Annotated in this window: 17 protein-coding genes and 1 other RNA gene; 9 read left to right on the forward strand and 9 right to left on the reverse strand. The window is 34.9% G+C overall.

The genetic code is table 11. The features are described from left to right. The coding region (locus QMN76_RS00005; protein WP_282065586.1) for a hypothetical protein at positions 1-1,596 on the forward strand (1,596 nt) is incomplete at its 5' end. A 3-nt stretch (positions 1,597-1,599) separates the two neighbouring features. Here the strand turns inward: QMN76_RS00005 and QMN76_RS00010 are convergent. Together QMN76_RS00010 and QMN76_RS00015 are read right to left on the reverse strand one after the other, a co-directional pair. Next, a complete protein-coding gene (locus QMN76_RS00010; protein WP_282065587.1) occupies positions 1,600-3,000 on the reverse strand; it encodes an aminotransferase-like domain-containing protein in 1,401 nt (466 codons plus the stop codon). Between the two features lie 368 nt (positions 3,001-3,368). Beyond that, positions 3,369-3,869 carry a DUF4334 domain-containing protein gene (locus QMN76_RS00015; protein WP_282023298.1) on the reverse strand — a complete coding sequence of 167 codons (501 nt, stop codon included), beginning with the start codon at positions 3,867-3,869 and terminating at the stop codon, positions 3,369-3,371. A gap of 99 nt (positions 3,870-3,968) precedes the next feature. On the opposite strand from QMN76_RS00015, the gene QMN76_RS00020 reads away from it, so the two are divergent. The 5 genes from QMN76_RS00020 (at position 3,969) to QMN76_RS00040 (ending at position 9,060) form a co-directional block, all read left to right on the forward strand. Continuing rightward, positions 3,969-4,895 carry an AraC family transcriptional regulator gene (locus QMN76_RS00020; RefSeq protein ID WP_282023297.1) on the forward strand — a complete coding sequence of 309 codons (927 nt, stop codon included), beginning with the start codon at positions 3,969-3,971 and terminating at the stop codon, positions 4,893-4,895. A gap of 319 nt (positions 4,896-5,214) precedes the next feature. Continuing rightward, positions 5,215-5,721 (forward strand): hypothetical protein, encoded by a 507-nt coding sequence (locus QMN76_RS00025; protein WP_282065588.1) that lies wholly within the window; start codon positions 5,215-5,217, stop codon positions 5,719-5,721. 112 nt (positions 5,722-5,833) lie between these two features. Further along, a complete protein-coding gene (gene pdxS, locus QMN76_RS00030; RefSeq protein ID WP_034337829.1) occupies positions 5,834-6,721 on the forward strand; it encodes a pyridoxal 5'-phosphate synthase lyase subunit PdxS in 888 nt (295 codons plus the stop codon). Positions 6,722-6,723: 2 nt separating this feature from the next. Further along, a complete protein-coding gene (gene pdxT, locus QMN76_RS00035) occupies positions 6,724-7,299 on the forward strand; it encodes a pyridoxal 5'-phosphate synthase glutaminase subunit PdxT (RefSeq protein WP_282065589.1) in 576 nt (191 codons plus the stop codon). Positions 7,300-7,521: 222 nt separating this feature from the next. After that, the gene (locus tag QMN76_RS00040; RefSeq protein ID WP_282065590.1) at positions 7,522-9,060 is read left to right on the forward strand and encodes an AAA family ATPase; all 1,539 of its coding nucleotides are present in this window, start codon (positions 7,522-7,524) and stop codon (positions 9,058-9,060) included. Between the two features lie 94 nt (positions 9,061-9,154). On the opposite strand, the gene tgt is transcribed toward QMN76_RS00040, so the two are convergent. Then, the gene (gene tgt, locus QMN76_RS00045; protein WP_282023293.1) at positions 9,155-10,297 is read right to left on the reverse strand and encodes a tRNA guanosine(34) transglycosylase Tgt; all 1,143 of its coding nucleotides are present in this window, start codon (positions 10,295-10,297) and stop codon (positions 9,155-9,157) included. A gap of 158 nt (positions 10,298-10,455) precedes the next feature. On the opposite strand from tgt, the gene QMN76_RS00050 reads away from it, so the two are divergent. Further along, positions 10,456-11,049, forward strand: a complete 594-nt coding sequence (locus QMN76_RS00050) for a TetR/AcrR family transcriptional regulator (protein ID WP_282023292.1) — start codon at positions 10,456-10,458, stop codon at positions 11,047-11,049. A 25-nt stretch (positions 11,050-11,074) separates the two neighbouring features. Then, positions 11,075-11,947 (forward strand): arginase family protein, encoded by an 873-nt coding sequence (locus QMN76_RS00055; protein WP_282023291.1) that lies wholly within the window; start codon positions 11,075-11,077, stop codon positions 11,945-11,947. A 366-nt stretch (positions 11,948-12,313) separates the two neighbouring features. On the opposite strand, the gene QMN76_RS00060 is transcribed toward QMN76_RS00055, so the two are convergent. Further along, positions 12,314-12,925 carry an SMI1/KNR4 family protein gene (locus QMN76_RS00060; RefSeq protein WP_282023290.1) on the reverse strand — a complete coding sequence of 204 codons (612 nt, stop codon included), beginning with the start codon at positions 12,923-12,925 and terminating at the stop codon, positions 12,314-12,316. A gap of 253 nt (positions 12,926-13,178) precedes the next feature. On the opposite strand from QMN76_RS00060, the gene QMN76_RS00065 reads away from it, so the two are divergent. After that, positions 13,179-14,159: an aldo/keto reductase gene (locus QMN76_RS00065; protein WP_282023289.1), complete on the forward strand. Its 981-nt coding sequence runs from the start codon at positions 13,179-13,181 to the stop codon at positions 14,157-14,159. A 360-nt stretch (positions 14,160-14,519) separates the two neighbouring features. Here the strand turns inward: QMN76_RS00065 and QMN76_RS00070 are convergent, their stop codons facing one another. The 5 genes from QMN76_RS00070 to ssrA all read right to left on the reverse strand — a co-directional run bounded on the left by QMN76_RS00070 (position 14,520) and on the right by ssrA (position 19,692). Then, on the reverse strand, positions 14,520-15,902 hold the full coding sequence (locus QMN76_RS00070) for an amino acid permease (RefSeq protein ID WP_282023287.1): 1,383 nt from the start codon (positions 15,900-15,902) through the stop codon (positions 14,520-14,522). A gap of 565 nt (positions 15,903-16,467) precedes the next feature. Further along, complete coding sequence (gene queA, locus QMN76_RS00075; protein ID WP_282023286.1) at positions 16,468-17,517, reverse strand: tRNA preQ1(34) S-adenosylmethionine ribosyltransferase-isomerase QueA; 1,050 nt, start codon at positions 17,515-17,517, stop codon at positions 16,468-16,470. A 220-nt stretch (positions 17,518-17,737) separates the two neighbouring features. Further along, entirely contained in the window at positions 17,738-18,340 is a 603-nt protein-coding gene (wrbA, locus tag QMN76_RS00080; RefSeq protein WP_282023285.1) for an NAD(P)H:quinone oxidoreductase, read from the reverse strand. A 453-nt stretch (positions 18,341-18,793) separates the two neighbouring features. Then, positions 18,794-19,327 carry an SspB family protein gene (locus QMN76_RS00085; RefSeq protein ID WP_282023284.1) on the reverse strand — a complete coding sequence of 178 codons (534 nt, stop codon included), beginning with the start codon at positions 19,325-19,327 and terminating at the stop codon, positions 18,794-18,796. Positions 19,328-19,382: 55 nt separating this feature from the next. Continuing rightward, positions 19,383-19,692, reverse strand: a transfer-messenger RNA (tmRNA) gene (ssrA, locus tag QMN76_RS00090).

Consider the following 19,692-nt stretch of genomic DNA (forward strand, 5'->3'; position numbering starts at 1 on the left):
TTTGATGAAGGTAATTTATCGCAGGCGCGTGAGTGTTGGGAAGTGATTACTCGGGAAGATGATCCGAAAGCATATGTAAGCGCACGATTATATTTAGGCCTTTCTTATTTTAAGGAAAATAATCTATCGAAGGCACGCGATTGTTGGGAAGTGATTAGTCGAGAAGATGATCCGGAAGCATATGCGATAGTTCAAACAAAACTCTTTTTTTTATTTGTGAGAGAAGCTGATAATCTTCAGGCACATAAGTATTGGAAAAATCTTTGTGAAATTTCAGTTCTGCCTAAATATAATTGGTGTGGTAACGAATGGTTATTTTTCATTATAAAAAAAATAAATTCTTTTATACCGAACAATAAAGATATTGATAGAGCAATAGAGTTATTCAAATTGTTAAGCAACATTAACGATAGCGCAGATCGCATTCGTAAAGCGTTACATATGAATTCGGATTTGTTTTGTAAGGCGTTACATATGGATTCGAATTTATTGGATGATAACGTAATAGCGCATGCTGATTTGACAAAATTAGAAGTGTTTTTTGCACATTATACAAAAGTAGAAGTAGCACAGAAAATTATTCAAAATGGCAGTTTTCACTTGGGTATTTCAAATTATATGAATGATCCAACAGAAGGAAAAATTTTATTAACAGAGTGGGAAATACCTGTTTCTTATAATGACCATTTATTGGCTTTTTTAACGAGTTTTACCTTTAATGAGAATTCTTTGAACCAATTTCGTTTATATGGCAAAGAAAACAACAAAGAAGGCTCTGGGGTCAGTTTGGTTGTTACAAATTCTTTCTTTGATAATCAATTCAACCCAGAAAAGATCGCTCATGTTAATACAAGCTGGTTATATCAAAATACATATCAAATCATACCCAATTTAATTGATGATAAAGAGAAAAAAAATGATCAATGTAAAATAGATAGCAAACTTAAAAAATTATCTGATCCTTTACCCCTTTTTCGATGTATCTACATGGATCCAATGACAAATTATCTCAGTGTAGCTCATCAGAGCAAGTCCTCTTTTCGCAGCAATATGTCGCTTTATCTTGATAATAAAGTTGAGGATATTGAGGTAATTTTTGAAAAACTATGGGCTTTTTACATTGCTACAATGGATCAGATCACAAAAGATGTTAAAACAAAAATGCAAGAGATTAAAAATAATATTGATGAGATCAGAAATTTGATCGAACAAGAAATTACAGCTCATCAAAATAAAATTTATGAGGCAATTGCGACGACTTTACTGCCGATTATTTATTTAACTAAACATGCAGCGTTTGAAGAAGAGGCCGAATGTCGTATTTTATATATAACCTCTATTCTTGATGACGTCATACAATGGCAAGGGGATCGTGTTTATGTCGAGTATACGACAAACCTTGCCGATCAATATCAACAAGGCAAACAGTCTCGTCATTATTTGGAAAAGATTTATTTGGGTCCTAATGCTGATCCCAGAGCCGAATTGGGTATAAAAAAATGTTGGATCGATAAGATGCGAAGTAAAGGCATGCCCAATAATGATATTAAAATTCCCACTCTTAAAAAATCAGAGATGCCATTGGCTAAATCTTAGTCATTACTTGCAGCTCTGAGAAAAATTAAACCGAATTTCACCGGTTTCGCCGCCGAATTCCTTACCTTTGGCAATAGTGATGTTATGACTTAACCATTCTTGTAAAATTCTGGGCATATCTTTAATTTTATACTCATGAAACTTGGCATAACAATACAATCCGCCTTGCGGTGGGATAAAGGATAAATGATCCGCGTGATCGTTTTGTAGCCATTGGCATAAGCGCGTTGCTCTGGCGGAAAGTTGTTGTTTTAACTCTTTGCAATGGTGGTCTAATTGATATCGTAAATAATTTTCTGCTAATAATTGTGGCAGGACGCTTAAACCACCGTCAATTTGCTGACGAATATGTGCCAGTTGAGTAATAATGGCTTTGGGTGCAATAATCCAACCCGCACGAATATTCTTGCCCATATATTTTGACAAAGAACCCACATAAATTACTTGTTGATGCGTATCATAAGCTTTGATCGGCGTAATATTGATGTTTGATGTAAAAGATAACATGCTGCACGCATCATCTTCGACGATTGGGATTTGATATTGATGGCAATAGCTTAAAATCTGTTGTTTACGTTTGTGATCCATACAAGATCCCGTAGGATTTTGAAACAAAGGATTTAAAAACACCATTTTAATTGGATTTTTTTGAATTAATTCTCTTAACCCTTGTAATGTTACGCCGTGTTCATCCATCGGCAGCGCGCAAATTCGCAATCCAGCAGCTTGAAATATGGGTAAACGATAAAACGAAGACGGTGATTCTACACCAATACGATCGCCTGGTTTTAACAAGGTTTGTGAGATTAAAAATAAAGCCTGTTGTGTGCCTGTGGTAATTAATATCTCGGATAGATCAACAGATAATCCCAATCGTTTTTGCATGTGATCTTGCACAGCCTGACGAAAAGAATACAGGCCAAGCTGTGTCGTTTCATTATCTTGCTCAAGTGACAAAAGTTCTTTTACAGGGAAGTCCGTTAAGTTTAAATCAGGTAATAATGTTGGAGAAAGATCTCCAGTCGCCATATCTTGCAGTGATTTTTGGCGTTCAAGGCACTCTTTGCGTAGATGTTGAACTTGTAAAACATAGTCATCCTTGGGAAATGCCGTATAAGCTGATTTCAAAGGCTGCCAATTCATCAAAGGATGTGTTTGTAACCCCCATTTATCCGGATTAACAAAAGAACCACTGCCAATTTTACGAATAATCACGCCTCGATCGCTAAGCTCGTTTAATGCATGAATAATGGTTGAACGATTAACCTGTAATAAAACACTCATCTTGCGTTCAGAAGGCAATTTTTCTCCTGGCGATAATTGCCCATTCATGATTGACTGTTCAATCAGGTCAATGACTTGTTGATATAAAGATTTAGATGAGGATAAAGGTAGATGCCACATAATATTGTTGTTGTTATTTAAATGATAAATAAAAAGTATGGATATATTCTTATGAATATGTAGACAAATAATTTTAAAAAATACAAATTTTACTTTTTAAAACATACTTGCTTAGTAAGTATAGAACATCATATTATCACTGTTTTAATAAACAATAAGATTATATTAAATTTATAAATTAACTAAGAAAATTGTTCTGACTTAAATAAAAAAATTCAGCAGAGCAAAGAACAATTTATTAATTGGTCAATTTAAAATGAACTAAAAAGCAACTTGGATTTTGCTAATAAGGAAAGTTTTATACTTTCCCTATTAAAGTTTTTGATTGGTTGGATTTACTTACTTAATTGTTTTTAAAGTATCTTAAATCAAGAAATAAAATCAGTTGGATAATTGGATACTCGTTTCATATGAAAGAAATAATATCGACCATTTTGAATTATTTCAGGCAATCCGCTTGTGTTTTTCCCATTCATTACACCTAGAACATGATTGTCTGAAATCTTTCTAAAATGATCGAAAATGGGAACGCCATCGTAAACCATTGTTGCTGTTGTAACCCCGCGATATTCTACCATCCATAATGATGCTTCTCCCTTAAATTTTTGTTCAGAAAATAATTTTCCCTGCTGATTAAAACAAACAAGGGGAATAGCTTCCAGTTGATTTTTATACCATTTTCCATACCAATTCATATTAACAAGTTCCTTGGAAACCCAATGACCAGTATTAATGTCTTCACCTTTCCATTTCGAAATCATATCATCAATAGTAAGAGGTAATAGACTATCAAAAAAATTAAATAATTGTTCATCATTTCTGGAATGATCTTGTGATAGTAGCTCTGTAAATTCTTGTGTTTTAGTCACTTATTTTTCCTTAATGTGTTATTAGTGTTTTTTCTTATAACATTCATTTTATATAAAAAAAATGTTGAAAACATTCAAATTTTTGCCTATTTATGTCAAATGAATAAAAAAAATTATAAAAAAATTGTCAAAGATACTATCTCCATGTGTATTACCCAGGCACCTAATGGAACAATGAAAACTGCTGTAAAAGGGGTTAAATTATTTTGGGGAGTTGAAGCATCATTACCTCGACCACTCGTTTATCAGTCAGGTCTATTCTTTTTGCTTCAAGGGGAGAAAAAAGGACAAATCAGAAATTATACGTTTGTTTATGATCAAGATTATTATTTGGTTTTTACGTCACCAGTTACGTCACTATGTTCATATAATGCCAGTTATGAAAAGCCTGTCTGTGGGTTATTTATAGAATTTTGCAAAAACGATATTAGAGAGATTTTAACTAAGTTTCCTATGACCGACAAAACAAAATCAAAAAGACACGATCATTCACCACGGTTTGAAACGATCAATCCGACTAAAGTTAATAGTAATATGCGTATAGCTATTCACAGATTACTAACAATTATAAATGATGATATAGCTTCTCAAATTTTAGGAAAATCTATACATCAAGAAATTTTATTTTACGCATTACAAGATCGGAATAATTTGTCATTAAGATCCTATTATGATAGAAATAATACTAATGGTAGAATAGACAAATTAATAGAAGATATTTATTTAGATATAGCACAACCAATAAATATACAAAATATGGCTAAGAGTGTGAATATGAGCTCATCTACTTTTTATCGTATATTTATAGATAAAACTGGGCAATCACCTTTACAGTTCATTAAAAAGCTAAGGTTACATAAAGCAAGAGATATGATCGTTTTTGATGGTATGAGTGTTGGTCAAGCCGCTCATGCTGTTGGTTATGAAAGCCAATCACAATTTAGCCGCGAATTTAAAAAATATTTTGATATGCCTGCCAAGGAGTATCATCGTTCTTCAGAATCTTATTGGAAATTTTCTGACTAAAATTAATTAAGAAAAAATGAAATTAATTAAATAATTATATTTGAGCTTCACAAAATTTTCCTGATTAAATAAAAATAATGCAAACAGAATATCAAGAAGAAATTAATTCTAGTTATATAGAGGGTTAACTATCATTTTTTAAATAAGAATAATTTTATGGCACTTTTCAAAAAAATTAACAGCTTCGGAAAAAAAATCAGATCTGATTGGCAGAATGCTCTAAAAAATTATCAAAAATATAAAACTTTGCAGCACATTAAAAGAAATGGTCCTTTTTTAACAGGTATATATTTATAACCAGTTTATGCTGGAGAGTATTATGTTCCTGTTTTTCATACGTATGATGACTGTTTTCTCTGCCATTTCGCTGAGCTCTCCTCTTTATTTAAAAGGAAAAAAAGGAGCAAATGATTCAATAAGTATGTTACGACATAAATCTGAATTTCCACAACTTGTTTCTGAGTTCGAAAAACAAGTTCCGTTGGCTTTTGTAAAAGAACTTCATGACCTAATATTAGACCAATTTTATCAACATTTGATTGCTATAGATATTGGTTATTTAATTCATGTGATGACAGAAATTATATTGCTTTTATTTTGGTGTCATCACGATCAAGCTATTATTGACCAAAGAATTAATAAATATAAATCTATTATTCAACAATGGCCTGATGCTGCAAAACTTCGTTTTCAAGGTGAACAGGGATGGGAAAAATCTATACGCCCATTAATGTCAATGGATAGGCTGCAAAAAACAGTTCAAAATGAGTTGTTAAAATTTAAATTAGATCAGATTGAAGATAGTGGGTTGGTTTTTGATTTATGAAAGATAGTTTTTTTAATATCTGTAATTGGATGGGTAAAAAACAATCCAATTGGTTGTTGCAATTTTTCTCTTTTCTCTCCATGATGAACCCAATTTATATATGGAGAAAAAAATGAATAAAAAAATTGGTTCTGATACCGTAAAACGCGGCATGGCTCAAATGCAAAAAGGCGGCGTGATTATGGATGTTGTGAATGCTGAACAAGCAAAAATTGCTGAGGCAGCAGGTGCAGTTGCAGTGATGGCATTGGAACGTGTTCCTTCTGATATTCGTGCTGCTGGTGGAGTGGCTCGTATGGCTGATCCAACCATTGTTGAACAAGTCATGAAAGCAGTGACTATTCCTGTGATGGCAAAGGCGCGTATTGGGCATATTGCCGAAGCTCGTATTTTAGAAGCTATGGGCGTTGATTATATTGACGAAAGTGAAGTCTTAACCCCAGCAGATGATGAATTCCACTTGTTAAAAAGCCAATATACGGTTCCTTTCGTTTGCGGTTGTCGTGACCTTGGCGAAGCACTTCGTCGTATTGGGGAAGGGGCTTCTATGCTTCGTACCAAAGGGGAACCAGGCACAGGAAATATTGTTGAAGCTGTTCGTCATATGCGTATGGTGCAAGCACAAGTCAGAGACGTTGTTGCGACCTCTGATGATGAATTAATGGTTGTCGCCAGAGATATGGGTGCGCCTTATGAACTCTTAAAACAAATCAAAGAATTAGGTAAATTGCCAGTTGTGAATTTTGCAGCAGGTGGGATTGCAACCCCAGCAGACGCAGCATTAATGATGTCTTTGGGTGCGGATGGTGTATTTGTTGGTTCTGGTATTTTTAAATCGAACAGCCCAGAGAAATTCGCTCGTGCAATCGTACAAGCAACAACCCATTTTGAAGATTATAAAATGATCGTAGAACTTTCAAAAGGTTTAGGTGAACCGATGAAAGGGATTGAAATGAAGAATTTAAGCGGTTCAGACCGTATGCAAGATAGAAGCCAATAAAAATGACAAAGAAAGTTGGAGTTTTAGCCCTGCAAGGGGCGGTCAGTGAGCATATCAATCAGATTAATCAACTGGGCGGACAAGGCATTGCCGTTAAAACTCCAGCTGATTTGGCTACGGTTCAAGGGCTGATTATTCCTGGCGGTGAATCTACTGCGATTAGTCGTTTAATTCAACAGGTTAATTTATATGAATCTATTCAGGAATTTGCCAAAAGCAATCCAGTCTTCGGAACTTGTGCAGGGTTAATCTTGTGCGGTTCTGGCATTACGGATGGTGGAGAAAAATTAAAGCCATTAAATTTGATTGATATCGCGGTAACGCGCAATGGCTTTGGCCGTCAAGTGGATAGCTTTGAAGTGGACTTGGATATCGAGAATGTTGGTAAAGCCATTCCTTCAGTCTTTATCCGTGCGCCTTTTATTGCCACAGTCGGGCAAGGGGTAAAAACCTTGGCTACTTATGAAGATAAAATCGTCATGGCAGAGCAAGGCAATATTTTGGTAAGCTCATTCCATCCAGAATTGACCGATAATAACCAAGTGATTGGATATTTCATGTCCAAAATTGCTGGGTAGGGTTTGAACGCGATTGATATAAATGGCGATTGCGTTTTTAAGATGAATAAAACGGATTGATCCAAGAGGGTTTGATTGATTTGCTTATAATAGGGTTAGTCATTTTAAATAATGACTAGCCTTTTTTATTGGCAGATAATTTCTATAAAGAAATATTTTATTTACTTTGGAAATGACTTACACTGAAAATCAGTAATTCATATTTTTGTTCAGGAACCGACAATGAAAGTTAAAAACGTTCATATTCAAAATTTTAAACGCTTTACGGATTTAACTATTGAAGGCATTCCTGAAATAGCTAAAATGGTCGTCTTGGTTGGGCCAAATGGGTGTGGGAAGACATCTGTGTTTGAGGCTTTTAATTATTGGCAATATAATAATTTTTCTTCAGGTATAACGCAGATAAAAGGCCCTATTCAACAAAAATATTTATTGAAACAGTTAGCAGCACATAATCTTTTAGATGATAAAAAACGTTTGTATATGTTAATGCAGAATATCATAATAAATTGCTATAATTTATCTACTAATTTTAAATGCTATTTTAGAACTGCCTATCGTAATCAAGCGATTATGGATGTGAATTCTTTATCATTAGAGAATTTAGAACAAAGACAGTCTACATTATTAATTGAGAATGATGAGAGAGTTTCGTTTAATTATACTAAATTAATATATCAAACCCTTAGCGGTGTTTATGCAGAGCGCAATAATGATAAAACTATTAAAGTATTAAGAGATGAATTAATAGGTAAAATTCAAAAAGCTATGAAAAATATATTTGGAGATTTGATATTAAATAATATTCACTATCCATTAGAAGAAGGTTCTTTTTATTTCCAAAAAGGAATAGTCGATAATTATCATTATAATAATTTATCTAGTGGTGAAAAAGCAGTTTTTGATTTGCTCTTAGACCTCATTGTAAATCTTGATGATTATCAAGATTCCTTATTCTTTATTGATGAGCCAGAAGCGCATATTCATACAAAATTACAAGGACAAGTGGTTGAAGAAATTTATAACCTCATTTCTGAGAATTCCCAATTGTGGATTACAACGCATTCATTAGGGGTTATGACAAAAGCAAAAGAGCTTGCTAGTAAAAATCCTGAAAGAGTGGTTTTTCTTGATTTTGATGGACATGATTTTGATCAACAAGTTACTATAACTCCATCTCCAATTGATCGTATTGTATGGCAAAAATTTATGTCTGTTGCTTTGGATGGCTTAGAAGAAAAACTTGCACCAGAAATTATCGTTTTGTGTGAGGGAAGCTTTAAAGGAACAAAACGATTTAATTTTGATGCAGAGATTTATACTAAGATTTTTCAAGATAACTATCGTAACATTACCTTTATTTCAGGGGGGGCAAGCGAGGATCTTTTACAAGAAAGTAAAGAATTTAAGATGCTTTCTTTATTATTGAACAAACAAAGCAAAATTGTCCGTTTAATTGACCGTGACGATCATAGTGATGAAGAGGTCATCGATTTACAAGCGCAAGAAATATTCACAAGTTCTCGTCGTCATATAGAAAGTTACTTATTTGATGATGAATTAATCCAACAGCTAGTGATCCAAGAAAATAAACAAGAGTTATTGGGTCAAGCTTTAACTATTAAAGAAACAGCTCTTAAAAACAGTATTGCTCGTGGAAATGCAAAAGATGATGTTAAAAGTGCAGCTGGTGAGATTTTTACGGGGCTGAAAAAATTACTCGGTTTAACCCGTTGTGGCAATAAGACCGATCTTTTATGAAAAATACAATGCTCCCTCTCATCACACCTGAAACTGAAGTATACAAAGAAATGGAGAGGGAGATTATTCAACCTATTTTAAAGGCAAGCGGACATTAATTCCATTCATCCACAGACCAGTCACCTTTCGCCCAATTAGCTCGCAAAGTGGCTGCGGTTTCGGTCAAATTATCCTCAATAATCGCCTGACGAATAGTCCGCATTAAACGTTGATAATAAGCAATATTATGCCACGTTAATAACATCGCCCCAAGGATTTCTTTGGCGCGGAATAAATGGGTCATATACGCACGGCTATGTTTTGAACAAGCAGGGCAATCACATTCTGGATCAATGGGGCGAGGGTCATGAATATGACACGCATTTTTCATGTTTAACGTGCCTCGTGAAGTATAAGCACGCCCTGTACGTCCAGCGCGTGTAGGCATGACACAATCAAACATATCGATACCACGTTCAATAGCCCCTAACATATCATCAGGCGTGCCAACACCCATTAAATAACGAGGTTTGTCTGTTGGCATTAAATGTGTGGTAAAATCAAGTGTAGAGAACATTTGTTCTTGAGGCTCCCCAACGGCCAGCCCACCGATGGCATAGCCTTCAAAGCCGATATTGGTTAATGCTTCGACACTTTCGGCACGCAGGTCGGGTTCAATTCCACCTTGAACAATTCCAAATTGCGCATAACCAGGGCGATTTTTAAATTGCTTACGAGAACGCTCTGCCCAGCGCATAGATAGACGCATAGATTTAGCAATAGCATCATAAGTCGCTGGTAACGCAGGACACTCGTCAAAGCACATTGTTATCGTAGCATCTAATAAATACTGAATATCAGTAGAGCTTTCAGGCGTTAAACGGTGTGCTGATCCATCAAGATGAGAGCGAAATGTTACACCGTCTTCGTCCAATTGACGTAAATCCCCTAAGGACATCACTTGAAATCCACCTGAATCCGTCAAAATAGGGCCTGGCCAATCCATAAATTGATGTAATCCACCCAGTTCGTGTACCAACTCTGCTCCTGGACGTAACATTAAATGATAAGTATTTCCCAATACAATTCCAGCACCAGTAGAGCGCACCGCGTCCATAGTCATTGCTTTAACAGTGCCTACGGTGCCAACGGGCATAAAGGTTGGCGTTTGTACATCTCCATGTGCCGTATGCAATGTTCCTGCGCGGGCATTTTTATGTTGAGCTTGTTTAGTCCAGTGGAATTTAGGTTGGGTCATGATGTAACAATTAAATAAAGTGGATAGGTATGTATTCTTATATAAATCTATAAGTTGAAAAGAAAGAATAAATTTATCTCTAATAAAACTTGACGCAATTTAATTCGAAACTATAATTTAATGAGTGATCGTTCATTCAATAAATAAGTGTTAATTTTATGGTTAAGCATCAAGATAAAAAAGCAGATACACGACAAAAACTGATTGTAAGTGCAGCAGAATGTTTTGCAAAGAAAGGATATGAGGGTTGTTCTATCTCAGACATTTCAAAAGCCGCAAAAATCAGCCAAGGCAATATTTACGTGCATTTTACGAATAAAGAAGAATTGTTTTTACATATTATTATTGAAGATCACATGAGTGCGACAAAAAAATTACAAAATGCTTTGGTAACAGCACCTTCGTTTGATGCATTGTTGGGTGCTTTATTGGAGTGTATACGAGATGTATCTTATCCGATTGATCATCGATTATGGACAGAGATCCTGGCACAAGCAACACGTAATCCATCCGTGCGTTCAGCCTTTCTTGCCAGTGATAAAATAATGAGGGAGGCTTTTATTGATTTATTGAAAAAAGCTATTGAGTTGGGACAGATCGATCCTCATGAGGATCTTGAAACTGTATCGATCTGGGTTTACTCGATGGTTGATGGGCTGATTACAAGAACAGCTTATGATCCTAATATTAATTTAGATACGCAAATTCCTATTTTTGAAAAGCTTATTCGAAGAGCTCTGGGAGCATCTTAAACCTAATTGTTCAAGGAATATAATCATGTCACAAAGTAAAACTTTACGGTTGTTAATGCCTCAATGGCAAGGCGGCGGAAATAATCCAGCCTATCCTTTGGGTGCGCGTTTACTTGAATGGTTGGCTCCTAAGGGAAACAGTCCGACGATTGAAGTTCCGATAAAGCCTTATGATGCATCCTCTATTCAAAAGGAAAGAGGTATTGTTGAACAGAGTGTATTGCTAGAACAGTTACAAAAATGCACGGATATTATTAAGCAACATCAACCTGAAAAAATTATTGTTTTTGGTGGGGATTGCTTGGTTGAGCAAGCACCAATTAGTTATTTAAATCAACGTTATGATGGCAATTTAGGTGTTTTATGGATGGATGCGCATCCTGATGTGACCACACCCAAAGAATTCCAACATGAACATGCAATGGTGTTAGGAAATTTATTAGGAGAAGGAGATCCCGTTTTTGCAGCCAAAGTGCCTGTGAAATTGAACCCTAAAAAAGTGATGTTTGGTGGATTACCTAAAACAACAGAACAAGAAACAGAGGTTATCCAAAGATTGGGATTACGCCAAGCCACGCCATTTGAACTAGCTGACAATAGTCATTCTATTGTAGAGTGGATCAAAGAGGAAAACGTTACCAAACTCTTTATTCATATTGATCTTGATGTCCTAGATGCTAGCTTATTCAGGGCTTTATTGTTTGCTGATCCAAATAAAGAAGCAGGTTTCTTTGATCATATTATTCATGGTGAAATGACATTGCCACAATTAACCAGAGTGGTTCAAGATACGGCCGCGGTAACGAATGTTGTAGGAGTGGGAATAACCGAGCATATACCATGGGATGCTATTCATTTACAAAATATGTTAAATCAATTTCCATTACTAAAAGATTGATCACAATTTAAAAATAATTAGTAACTTTCCAGTTAAAGTTCCGTTTTAATTAAAGAAGCTTTATAAAAAAATTATTTTTGTTTACGAATATAACGTGAATTCATATTGTGATTATTAAACCGAACAAAACTATGGGCTGCTTAAGTTATAATTAATACAGCTCATAAGCTTTTTATTTAGTTTTTTTTGCTAAAATTTAAGAGGTTGAATTCGATTTACTCTGTAAAATTACGGCCAAATTCTTATCATGTTTGGCTATTATATCATGAACTACGTGAATTGCTAAATGTTGTGCAGGGAATATAAGCATTACTCGTGTTATATACTAAAAAAGAAATAGATATGTTATAGTTAATATTAAGTAATCTATTCATCTTCTTCAGTTAAAAATTCAAAATCATTATCAATTAAATCTTGTAAATACGCATCAAAACTATCGGCAATGACAATATAGCTATCTGGATCATGTAAATATCGAATGATTTGCCCTATATTGCCTTCTTTTGCAGGATTAAAATCAATATATAGTCGTGAGGTACCACCGTTATTCATACAATGAGAAAAGCATAAATGTTGTTTGAGAGGTAAATGAATATCAATGCGAGGATCGACTTCTACAAATTCTTCTAACGCATCATCTTTTGTATTGTCACCATCCATATATATTTCAAAAATACTATTTGGAGATGATTTGGCTTCGTTTAACATATCTTGTGTTGATAATAAATAATAAGGATATTCATATACATCAGAGCCCAGCATATATATTAATACAACCTCTCTATCTCCATAATCTCGGTGATAAGTTCCATCTACGATACTTAGCAATTCAATGAGACTATCTGGACATAAAGGATATTTGGCTCTAAGTTTTTCTATCTCATAATGTGCGGCACCATGAACTTTATTAAAAGATTTTATATCTTCTGTGGTAAAGTGCGTTTTTAAAGTGTTCAAATATTCAGTAACAACTGACATTATATAGTATTCCTATCAAAAGTTTATCTTATTAAATTACTCATTATGATTAAGATGATCATTTGTCGCACTGTTATTTTTAAAGACAAATTGAGGTTATGACTGTTGTAATGATAGGATACCACAGAAACCAAGTGAGGACACATACGATATTGATGAATATATTTTATAAAACTATGTTTATTTTATATCTAATCCTTTTCTGTATTGAATGTTATATTTAATCAAAATATTAAAAATAAAAGGGAATACTATGCAATATCGTTCACTTGGAAAACAAGGGTTAAAAGTATCTGCTTTAGGATATGGATGTATGGGATGGGGATATAGTGGTGGCACTAAGTCCGATGCTGTTACTTTCATCCGTCAAGTTGTAGATCAAGGGGTTAATTTTTTTGATACTGCAGAAGTTTATGGCCCGTATGAAAATGAAGAAATGGTAGGTGAGGCGTTAAGTCCTATTCGTAATCAGGTTATACTTGCTACTAAATTTGGGTTTAATATTATTGATGGCCAAAATAAAGGCGTTACCAGCAAGCCCGACCATATTCGAAAAGTTGTTGATGCTTCGTTAAAGCGTTTAAAAACAGATTATATAGATTTGCTTTATCAACATCGCGTTGATCCAAATGTGCCTATTGAAGATGTGGCTGGAACGGTCAAAGAACTTATTCAAGCAGGAAAAGTCAAATATTTTGGAATGTCAGAAGCTGGGGTTAAAACGGTCAGACGTGCGCATGCGGTACAGCCTGTTTCAGCATTACAAAATGAGTATTCTTTATGGACACGTCAGATTGAAACTGATGGGATTTTACAAACTTGTGAAGAATTAGGAATTGGCTTGGTTCCATTCAGCCCATTAGGTAGAGGATTTTTAACAGGCACGTTAAATGCAAATTCTCAATTTAATCCTAAAGATTTGCGTAGTGTATTTCCTCGCTTTACTGCCAAAGCTATGGAAAAAAATCAAGGGTTAATTCAGCTTTTGCAACAAATTGCAGAAGAGAAAAAAGCAACGCTTGCACAAATTGCATTGGCTTGGTTATTAGCTCAAAAACCTTGGATTGTTCCTATTCCAGGCACTACAAAAATGCATCGATTGACAGAAAATATTGGATCTTTGAATATCAGTTTAACCCCAGAAGAAATCAATAAAATCAGAAAAAAAGTTGAAACCTTTGAGGTGGAAGGTAACCGCTATCCTGATGCGGTTTTGGCGATGACAGGATTATAAACTCGATTTTACTGGCCAGATAATTGAATATGTTTGTTATGGCCAGTTTAAAGAGGTTTCATTATTTAATTAATGATATTTATATTTTAAAAAAACTTCTTTTCCATCATATTCGCCATCAGAGAACAAGTCAGTTTTAAAGGAACCTTGTATAATTTCAGCTTCTTGATTGTCTTTACGCATGGCTATTCAAAGGAATAAAAAAACCTAAAAGTATAAAAATCTTTAGATAACTCATATTTATTTTTAATGGCATTAATACTTGTCCATAGTTTTTATAATGGTAGAAATTAATCAATTGCTAAACAATTATAAAGTATTGTTTAGCTATATGATATTTTTTACATTGATCAAAAATCGTTATTTAGAGACAAGATTAACCATTTTGTTTTTATTAATTTTTTTTGCCAGATAAAAACAACCAACTAAAAAGATAATCCATATAATTCCTATATAAAGTGCAACGCGTGTTTCTGGAATTATTCCAATCACCACAATGGTGAAAATCATAAAGAGGATGGTTAAAATAGGTCCTATTGGCCAAAAAGGAATTGGATATTGCAAGGAAGCTATTTCTGTCTTTGGTAACTTCATACGCATGCAAAACTGTGAAAGTAAAATCATAAGCCATACTAATACAGTTGCAAATGTAGCCATGGCAGCAATAAAAAAGAATAAGCCGTCATGATAAAAATAATTTAAAACGACCCCTAACACTAAAACTAAAAACATTACTAAAACAGCACTTACAGGTGTTCCATTTTTAGAAAGATAGTTTAATTTTCTAAGTGTTTGGCCTTCTTGAGCTAAACCATACATCATTCGACTTGCGCCATACATGTCACTGTTAATCGCAGAGATTGCGGCGGTAATAACGACAATATTAAAAATATTGGCTGCTGATTTAATACCAATACTGTTAAAAATGGTGACAAAAGGGCTGCCTTCCAGACCAATTTTATCCCATGGATAAATTGACATTAACATGGTTAAGGTCATAATATAAAAAAGCAGAATCCGTAATGGAATGGCGTTAATGGATTTTGGAATATTCCTTTCAGCATCTTTTGTTTCAATGGCGGTAAGGCCGATAATTTCAATCCCACCAAAAGCAAAAACAACAACACTGAAACAGGCCATAAAACCAAACCAACCATTTGGCATCCATCCACCATTCGACCATAAATTATGAAGGCCAGCAGAGGTATGATGAGAATAATTCAATCCAAAGATTAAAATGACAATTCCTGCCAAAATCATAGCAATAATAGCTGTAATTTTCACTGCGGACAGCCAAAATTCTAATTCGCCATAGATTTTAACAGCAGCTAGATTAATTGCAGTAATTATTAAGGTAATTCCCAAAGTCCAAATCCACGGCGAGACCCCCTGATACCAAAAATCCATATAAGTGGCAAAAGCGGTAATATCCGTTAGGCAAACCAATGCCATTTCGAAAACATACGTCCATCCTGTAATGAAACCAGCCAAGGGGCCGATAAAATTGGTTGCGTAATACCCAAAAGATCCTGCGGAGGGTTCATGTAAAGCCATTTCACCCAAAGCACGCATGACCATAAAAACCGCAGCACCCGCGATACAATAAGCGAACAGAACACTTGGGCCTGCAAGTTTAATAGCTGCTGCCGAGCCATAAAAGAGCCCTGTACCGATAGCCGAGCCAAACGCAATAAAAAAGACATGGCGTTTGCTTAGCCCTTTTTGTAATTTATTGTCCGTCAATACAAAGACTCCTTTAGAGTAGACCTAGAACTTGTAAGTAACTCATAAAATATTTTTGGGTAAAATAAAAGCGGATGTTTTTCGAATGGGAAATTGGTTGGTTATTGTATCTTTTCTATTAACAATAATAGGCTTTCAATTAGTGAACTAATTTATATTATCTCAAAAAGTAAAGCGTAATAGATCTATAGTTTTAAACTTTATAGTTATGAGAAACATACGCTTTTTGATTTTCATATTTCTCTTGCCGTTGGTTGCTTATGCACAAATAGAAGTTTCAGATATTATCATTTAAAACGTAGCTAATGATTTAAAACTTGCTTTGTGCAAATGATTTGAAACAAGTGATTCAAATAGTTGAAGGATGTTATGCAAAAGTTGATCAAGATAGTGAAAGCACTAATATAAAATAATACGTAGCAGAGTATATTTTTATTACGAAGAACGTCTTTAAAAAATATACTGGTAGTTTGCAGACAAGCCAATATGCTAATTTAGATTATATTGCGCCAGTTAATATTGACTTACGGATATCAAAGCATCCGAATAGTATAAAAAAACTTTTCTACATAAACGCCTTTTCAATCAAACAAGCATCTCCATAGGAATAAAAACGATACCCATTTTGAATAGCATGTTGATAAGCATGTCGCATTTTCTCTGCTCCTCCAAATGCACTAACCAGCATGAATAAAGTTGATCTTGGTAAATGAAAATTTGTCATCAGCATATCCACGGCTTTAAATTTATAACCTGGGCGAATGAAAATAGATGTTTCTTTGTGAAAGGGATGAATAACCCCATTCTCATCAACGGCACTTTCAAGTAATCGTAATGACGTTGTTCCCACTGCAATTATGCGGCGTTTTTCAGTTTTAGCTTGGTTCAAACGTGTGGCTACCGCTGGAGTAATAATGCCATATTCCGCATGCATATGATGATCGCTTATATTATCGCTGCGTACAGGTAAAAAAGTACCAGCACCAACATGCAAAGTTAACGTCAACCGCTCTACACCAATATCGTCCAGTTGAGTTAATAACTGATCGGTAAAATGCAGACCTGCGGTGGGGGCGGCTACCGCACCTGGAAACTGAGAAAAAATGGTATGATAGTCTTCTTCATCTTCTGCTGTAGGGCCATCTGGCCGTTCAATATAAGGAGGAAGTGCCAGCTTACCAATGTCTCTTAGCCAAGCATCGAAAGCATCTCCTTCTATACTAAAACGAATAAAACCACTTCCTCCTACTTCTAATTCATCAATAGTTGCATAGACTTTACCATCAGGAAAATCCAAGCGATCCCCCTGTTTTAAGCGTTTACTATTTTTAATAAGAACGTGCCAACGCTCATCACCCATAGGACGATCAAGTGTAATGCCGATATGTGCAGCGCCTCGCATTGCAGATAATTTTGCATGAATGACCTTCGTATCATTGGCAACAAGAATATCGCCTTTGCGAAAAAAAGAGGGGAGGTCACGAATAATATGATCTTCTGGAAGGCCTGTTGTCGGAATATATAGTAATTTGGCCATATCTTTGGGACGCATTGGATGATGTGCGATGCAAGATTGTGGTAAATCAAAATCAAAGTCAGCAGTTTGGTCAGTCATTTCAGATCATCCAATGATATTAGGGGCAGTTGAATATGTTTATAGATAACGAATGATTGAAATTAATCAAGAAAGTTTTTTGTTGAATATTACGGTTACTATTCTTCAAAGTTATGAAAAAAAATATTTATTTAATTTTAAATCTATGTTTTTTATCCCCTTTAAAATAATCAGTGCTTGTATTTAAAGGGGATAAAAACAAAATATTGGTAAAGGTTTATCAAGCTGAAAGTTTCTTGGTAATTTCAGCAACATGTTTTCCAAAAAACTCTGCGCCGTTTAACTCATTTTGTGATACTGCACGAGACCCATCTGGACCTGCAATAGTAGAGGCTCCATATGGCGTGCCGCCTGTAACTTCGTTAATTTCACTAAGTCCTGCGAAGGTAAATGGGAAGCTGGCAATCGTCATGCCGTAATGCATTAGATTAGTAATTAATGACATCAGTGTCATTTCTTGTCCTGCATGTTGTGTGCCTGTACTTGTAAAAGCACCGCCGACTTTGCCAATCAAAGCACCTTTGGCCCATAATCCACCTGTTTGGTCTAAAAAACTGGCCATTTGTGAAGAAATCCGTCCAAAACGTGTGCCTGTCCCAAGAATGATACCATCATAATCAGCAAGCTCACCTGGAGTGGCAATTTGAGCTGTTTGATCTAATTTAAAGTGATTTTTACGAGCAATTTCCTCTGGAACCGTTTCTGGAACGCGCTTTACCACAGCTGTGGCTCCTGATGATTCGATTCCTTTGGCAATTGCATAGGCCATTGTTTCAATATGGCCATAGGAAGAATAGTATAAAACTAAGATACGTGCAGACATAATATTTTCCTTTTTATATAATTAACTATACGCAATCATAATCATAGTTGTTTATTATAAAAAGATAATGGGTTCTTTTATAAAAATATTTTAAACTGAGAGTGTGAGATGATATGCTGTATTTTATTATAGTAATTAATCTCAATGTTTCGTTGGATTAAAAAAACCCCTCTTTTTACCGTTCATACAGAATAACACCAACTGAATTACTTTATCTTTCATCATTATCCTTATTACGTATTTGAACAGAATATAATGTTTGAGGATGATATGATTGGTTATGCTGGGTTTAGATGGAATTAATTACTGAAATTATATATAATAAATGGTATAGGTCTTACTTGGGCATTGCCAATATATATACAAACAGAGTTGCTGCATATATTTAACTAAAGACAATAGCTCTCAATCTTTATTGGTTTTTAATAAATATCACCAAATGAGAGATAAAATTTAATCGTGTTTTTTTCGAAATGCATCCAAACTAATGATTTGGCCTTCTTCTTTCTCTTCTGTATTTTTAGATGCTTCTTCATTGTTTTCATTTTCATTTATTTCAGCAATGAGATTGTCAGCAACGCTGAGAATAGAAGGGGGCAACGCAGTAAACGTTAACAATAATTTAGCTTCTGGGTCAGAAAAAGCAGTAAACGCACCGAATGGAATCACTAAAATAGAGGCAACACCACCAAAAGATAATCCAACAGACATCTTTTTTTCTTGTTCATTAACAGTAAGATCCCAAAATTGATGTTGTAAAACAATAGTCATTTCATTGGGATATTGTGCTTTTAAACGAGAGGGAATAGAGACACCAGGATAAGTAGTGTCAAAAGTTAAATAAAGACTGTGATTACCAGGCAATCCATTTTGTGCAGCGTATTTGACAGCATTACGAGCAACTTGACGGTAGGCAGCTTCGATCCATTCTTGATAGGGCAGTAAAATATTTGGAGGGTTGCTATCAAAACCATCTGAATTCGTCATATTATAATTTGTCTCTATTAAGTATTAAGCAATTCATTATTTTCAATATATCAATAGTGAGGGGCTTCTGTTGCCCGGCGCACCCTCAGCCGCGCTTGTTACATTGGCTTATTAGGCCGCAACAGCGTGTGCCTCGAAATTATCGTTGGCATTTGTAAAATAAAGCCCGATAACGGCGGTACAATGCCGAGTAAAAAATATATCTTTACTACGCGTGTCGAGCCTGTTTCATCCCCATATATTTATGGTGGAGATGCCGGGTACTGCCCCCGGGTCCACTACGCTTATTCCATATACCGTTTATTACCATAGCTGGTAAAACCAACACTTTTAATATATGATGAATTCTCAAAGAAAAAAAGAGT

The organism is Commensalibacter papalotli (ex Botero et al. 2024) (genome assembly GCF_947179115.1).
In the GTDB taxonomy this organism is placed as follows: Bacteria; Pseudomonadota; Alphaproteobacteria; order Acetobacterales; family Acetobacteraceae; genus Commensalibacter; species Commensalibacter papalotli.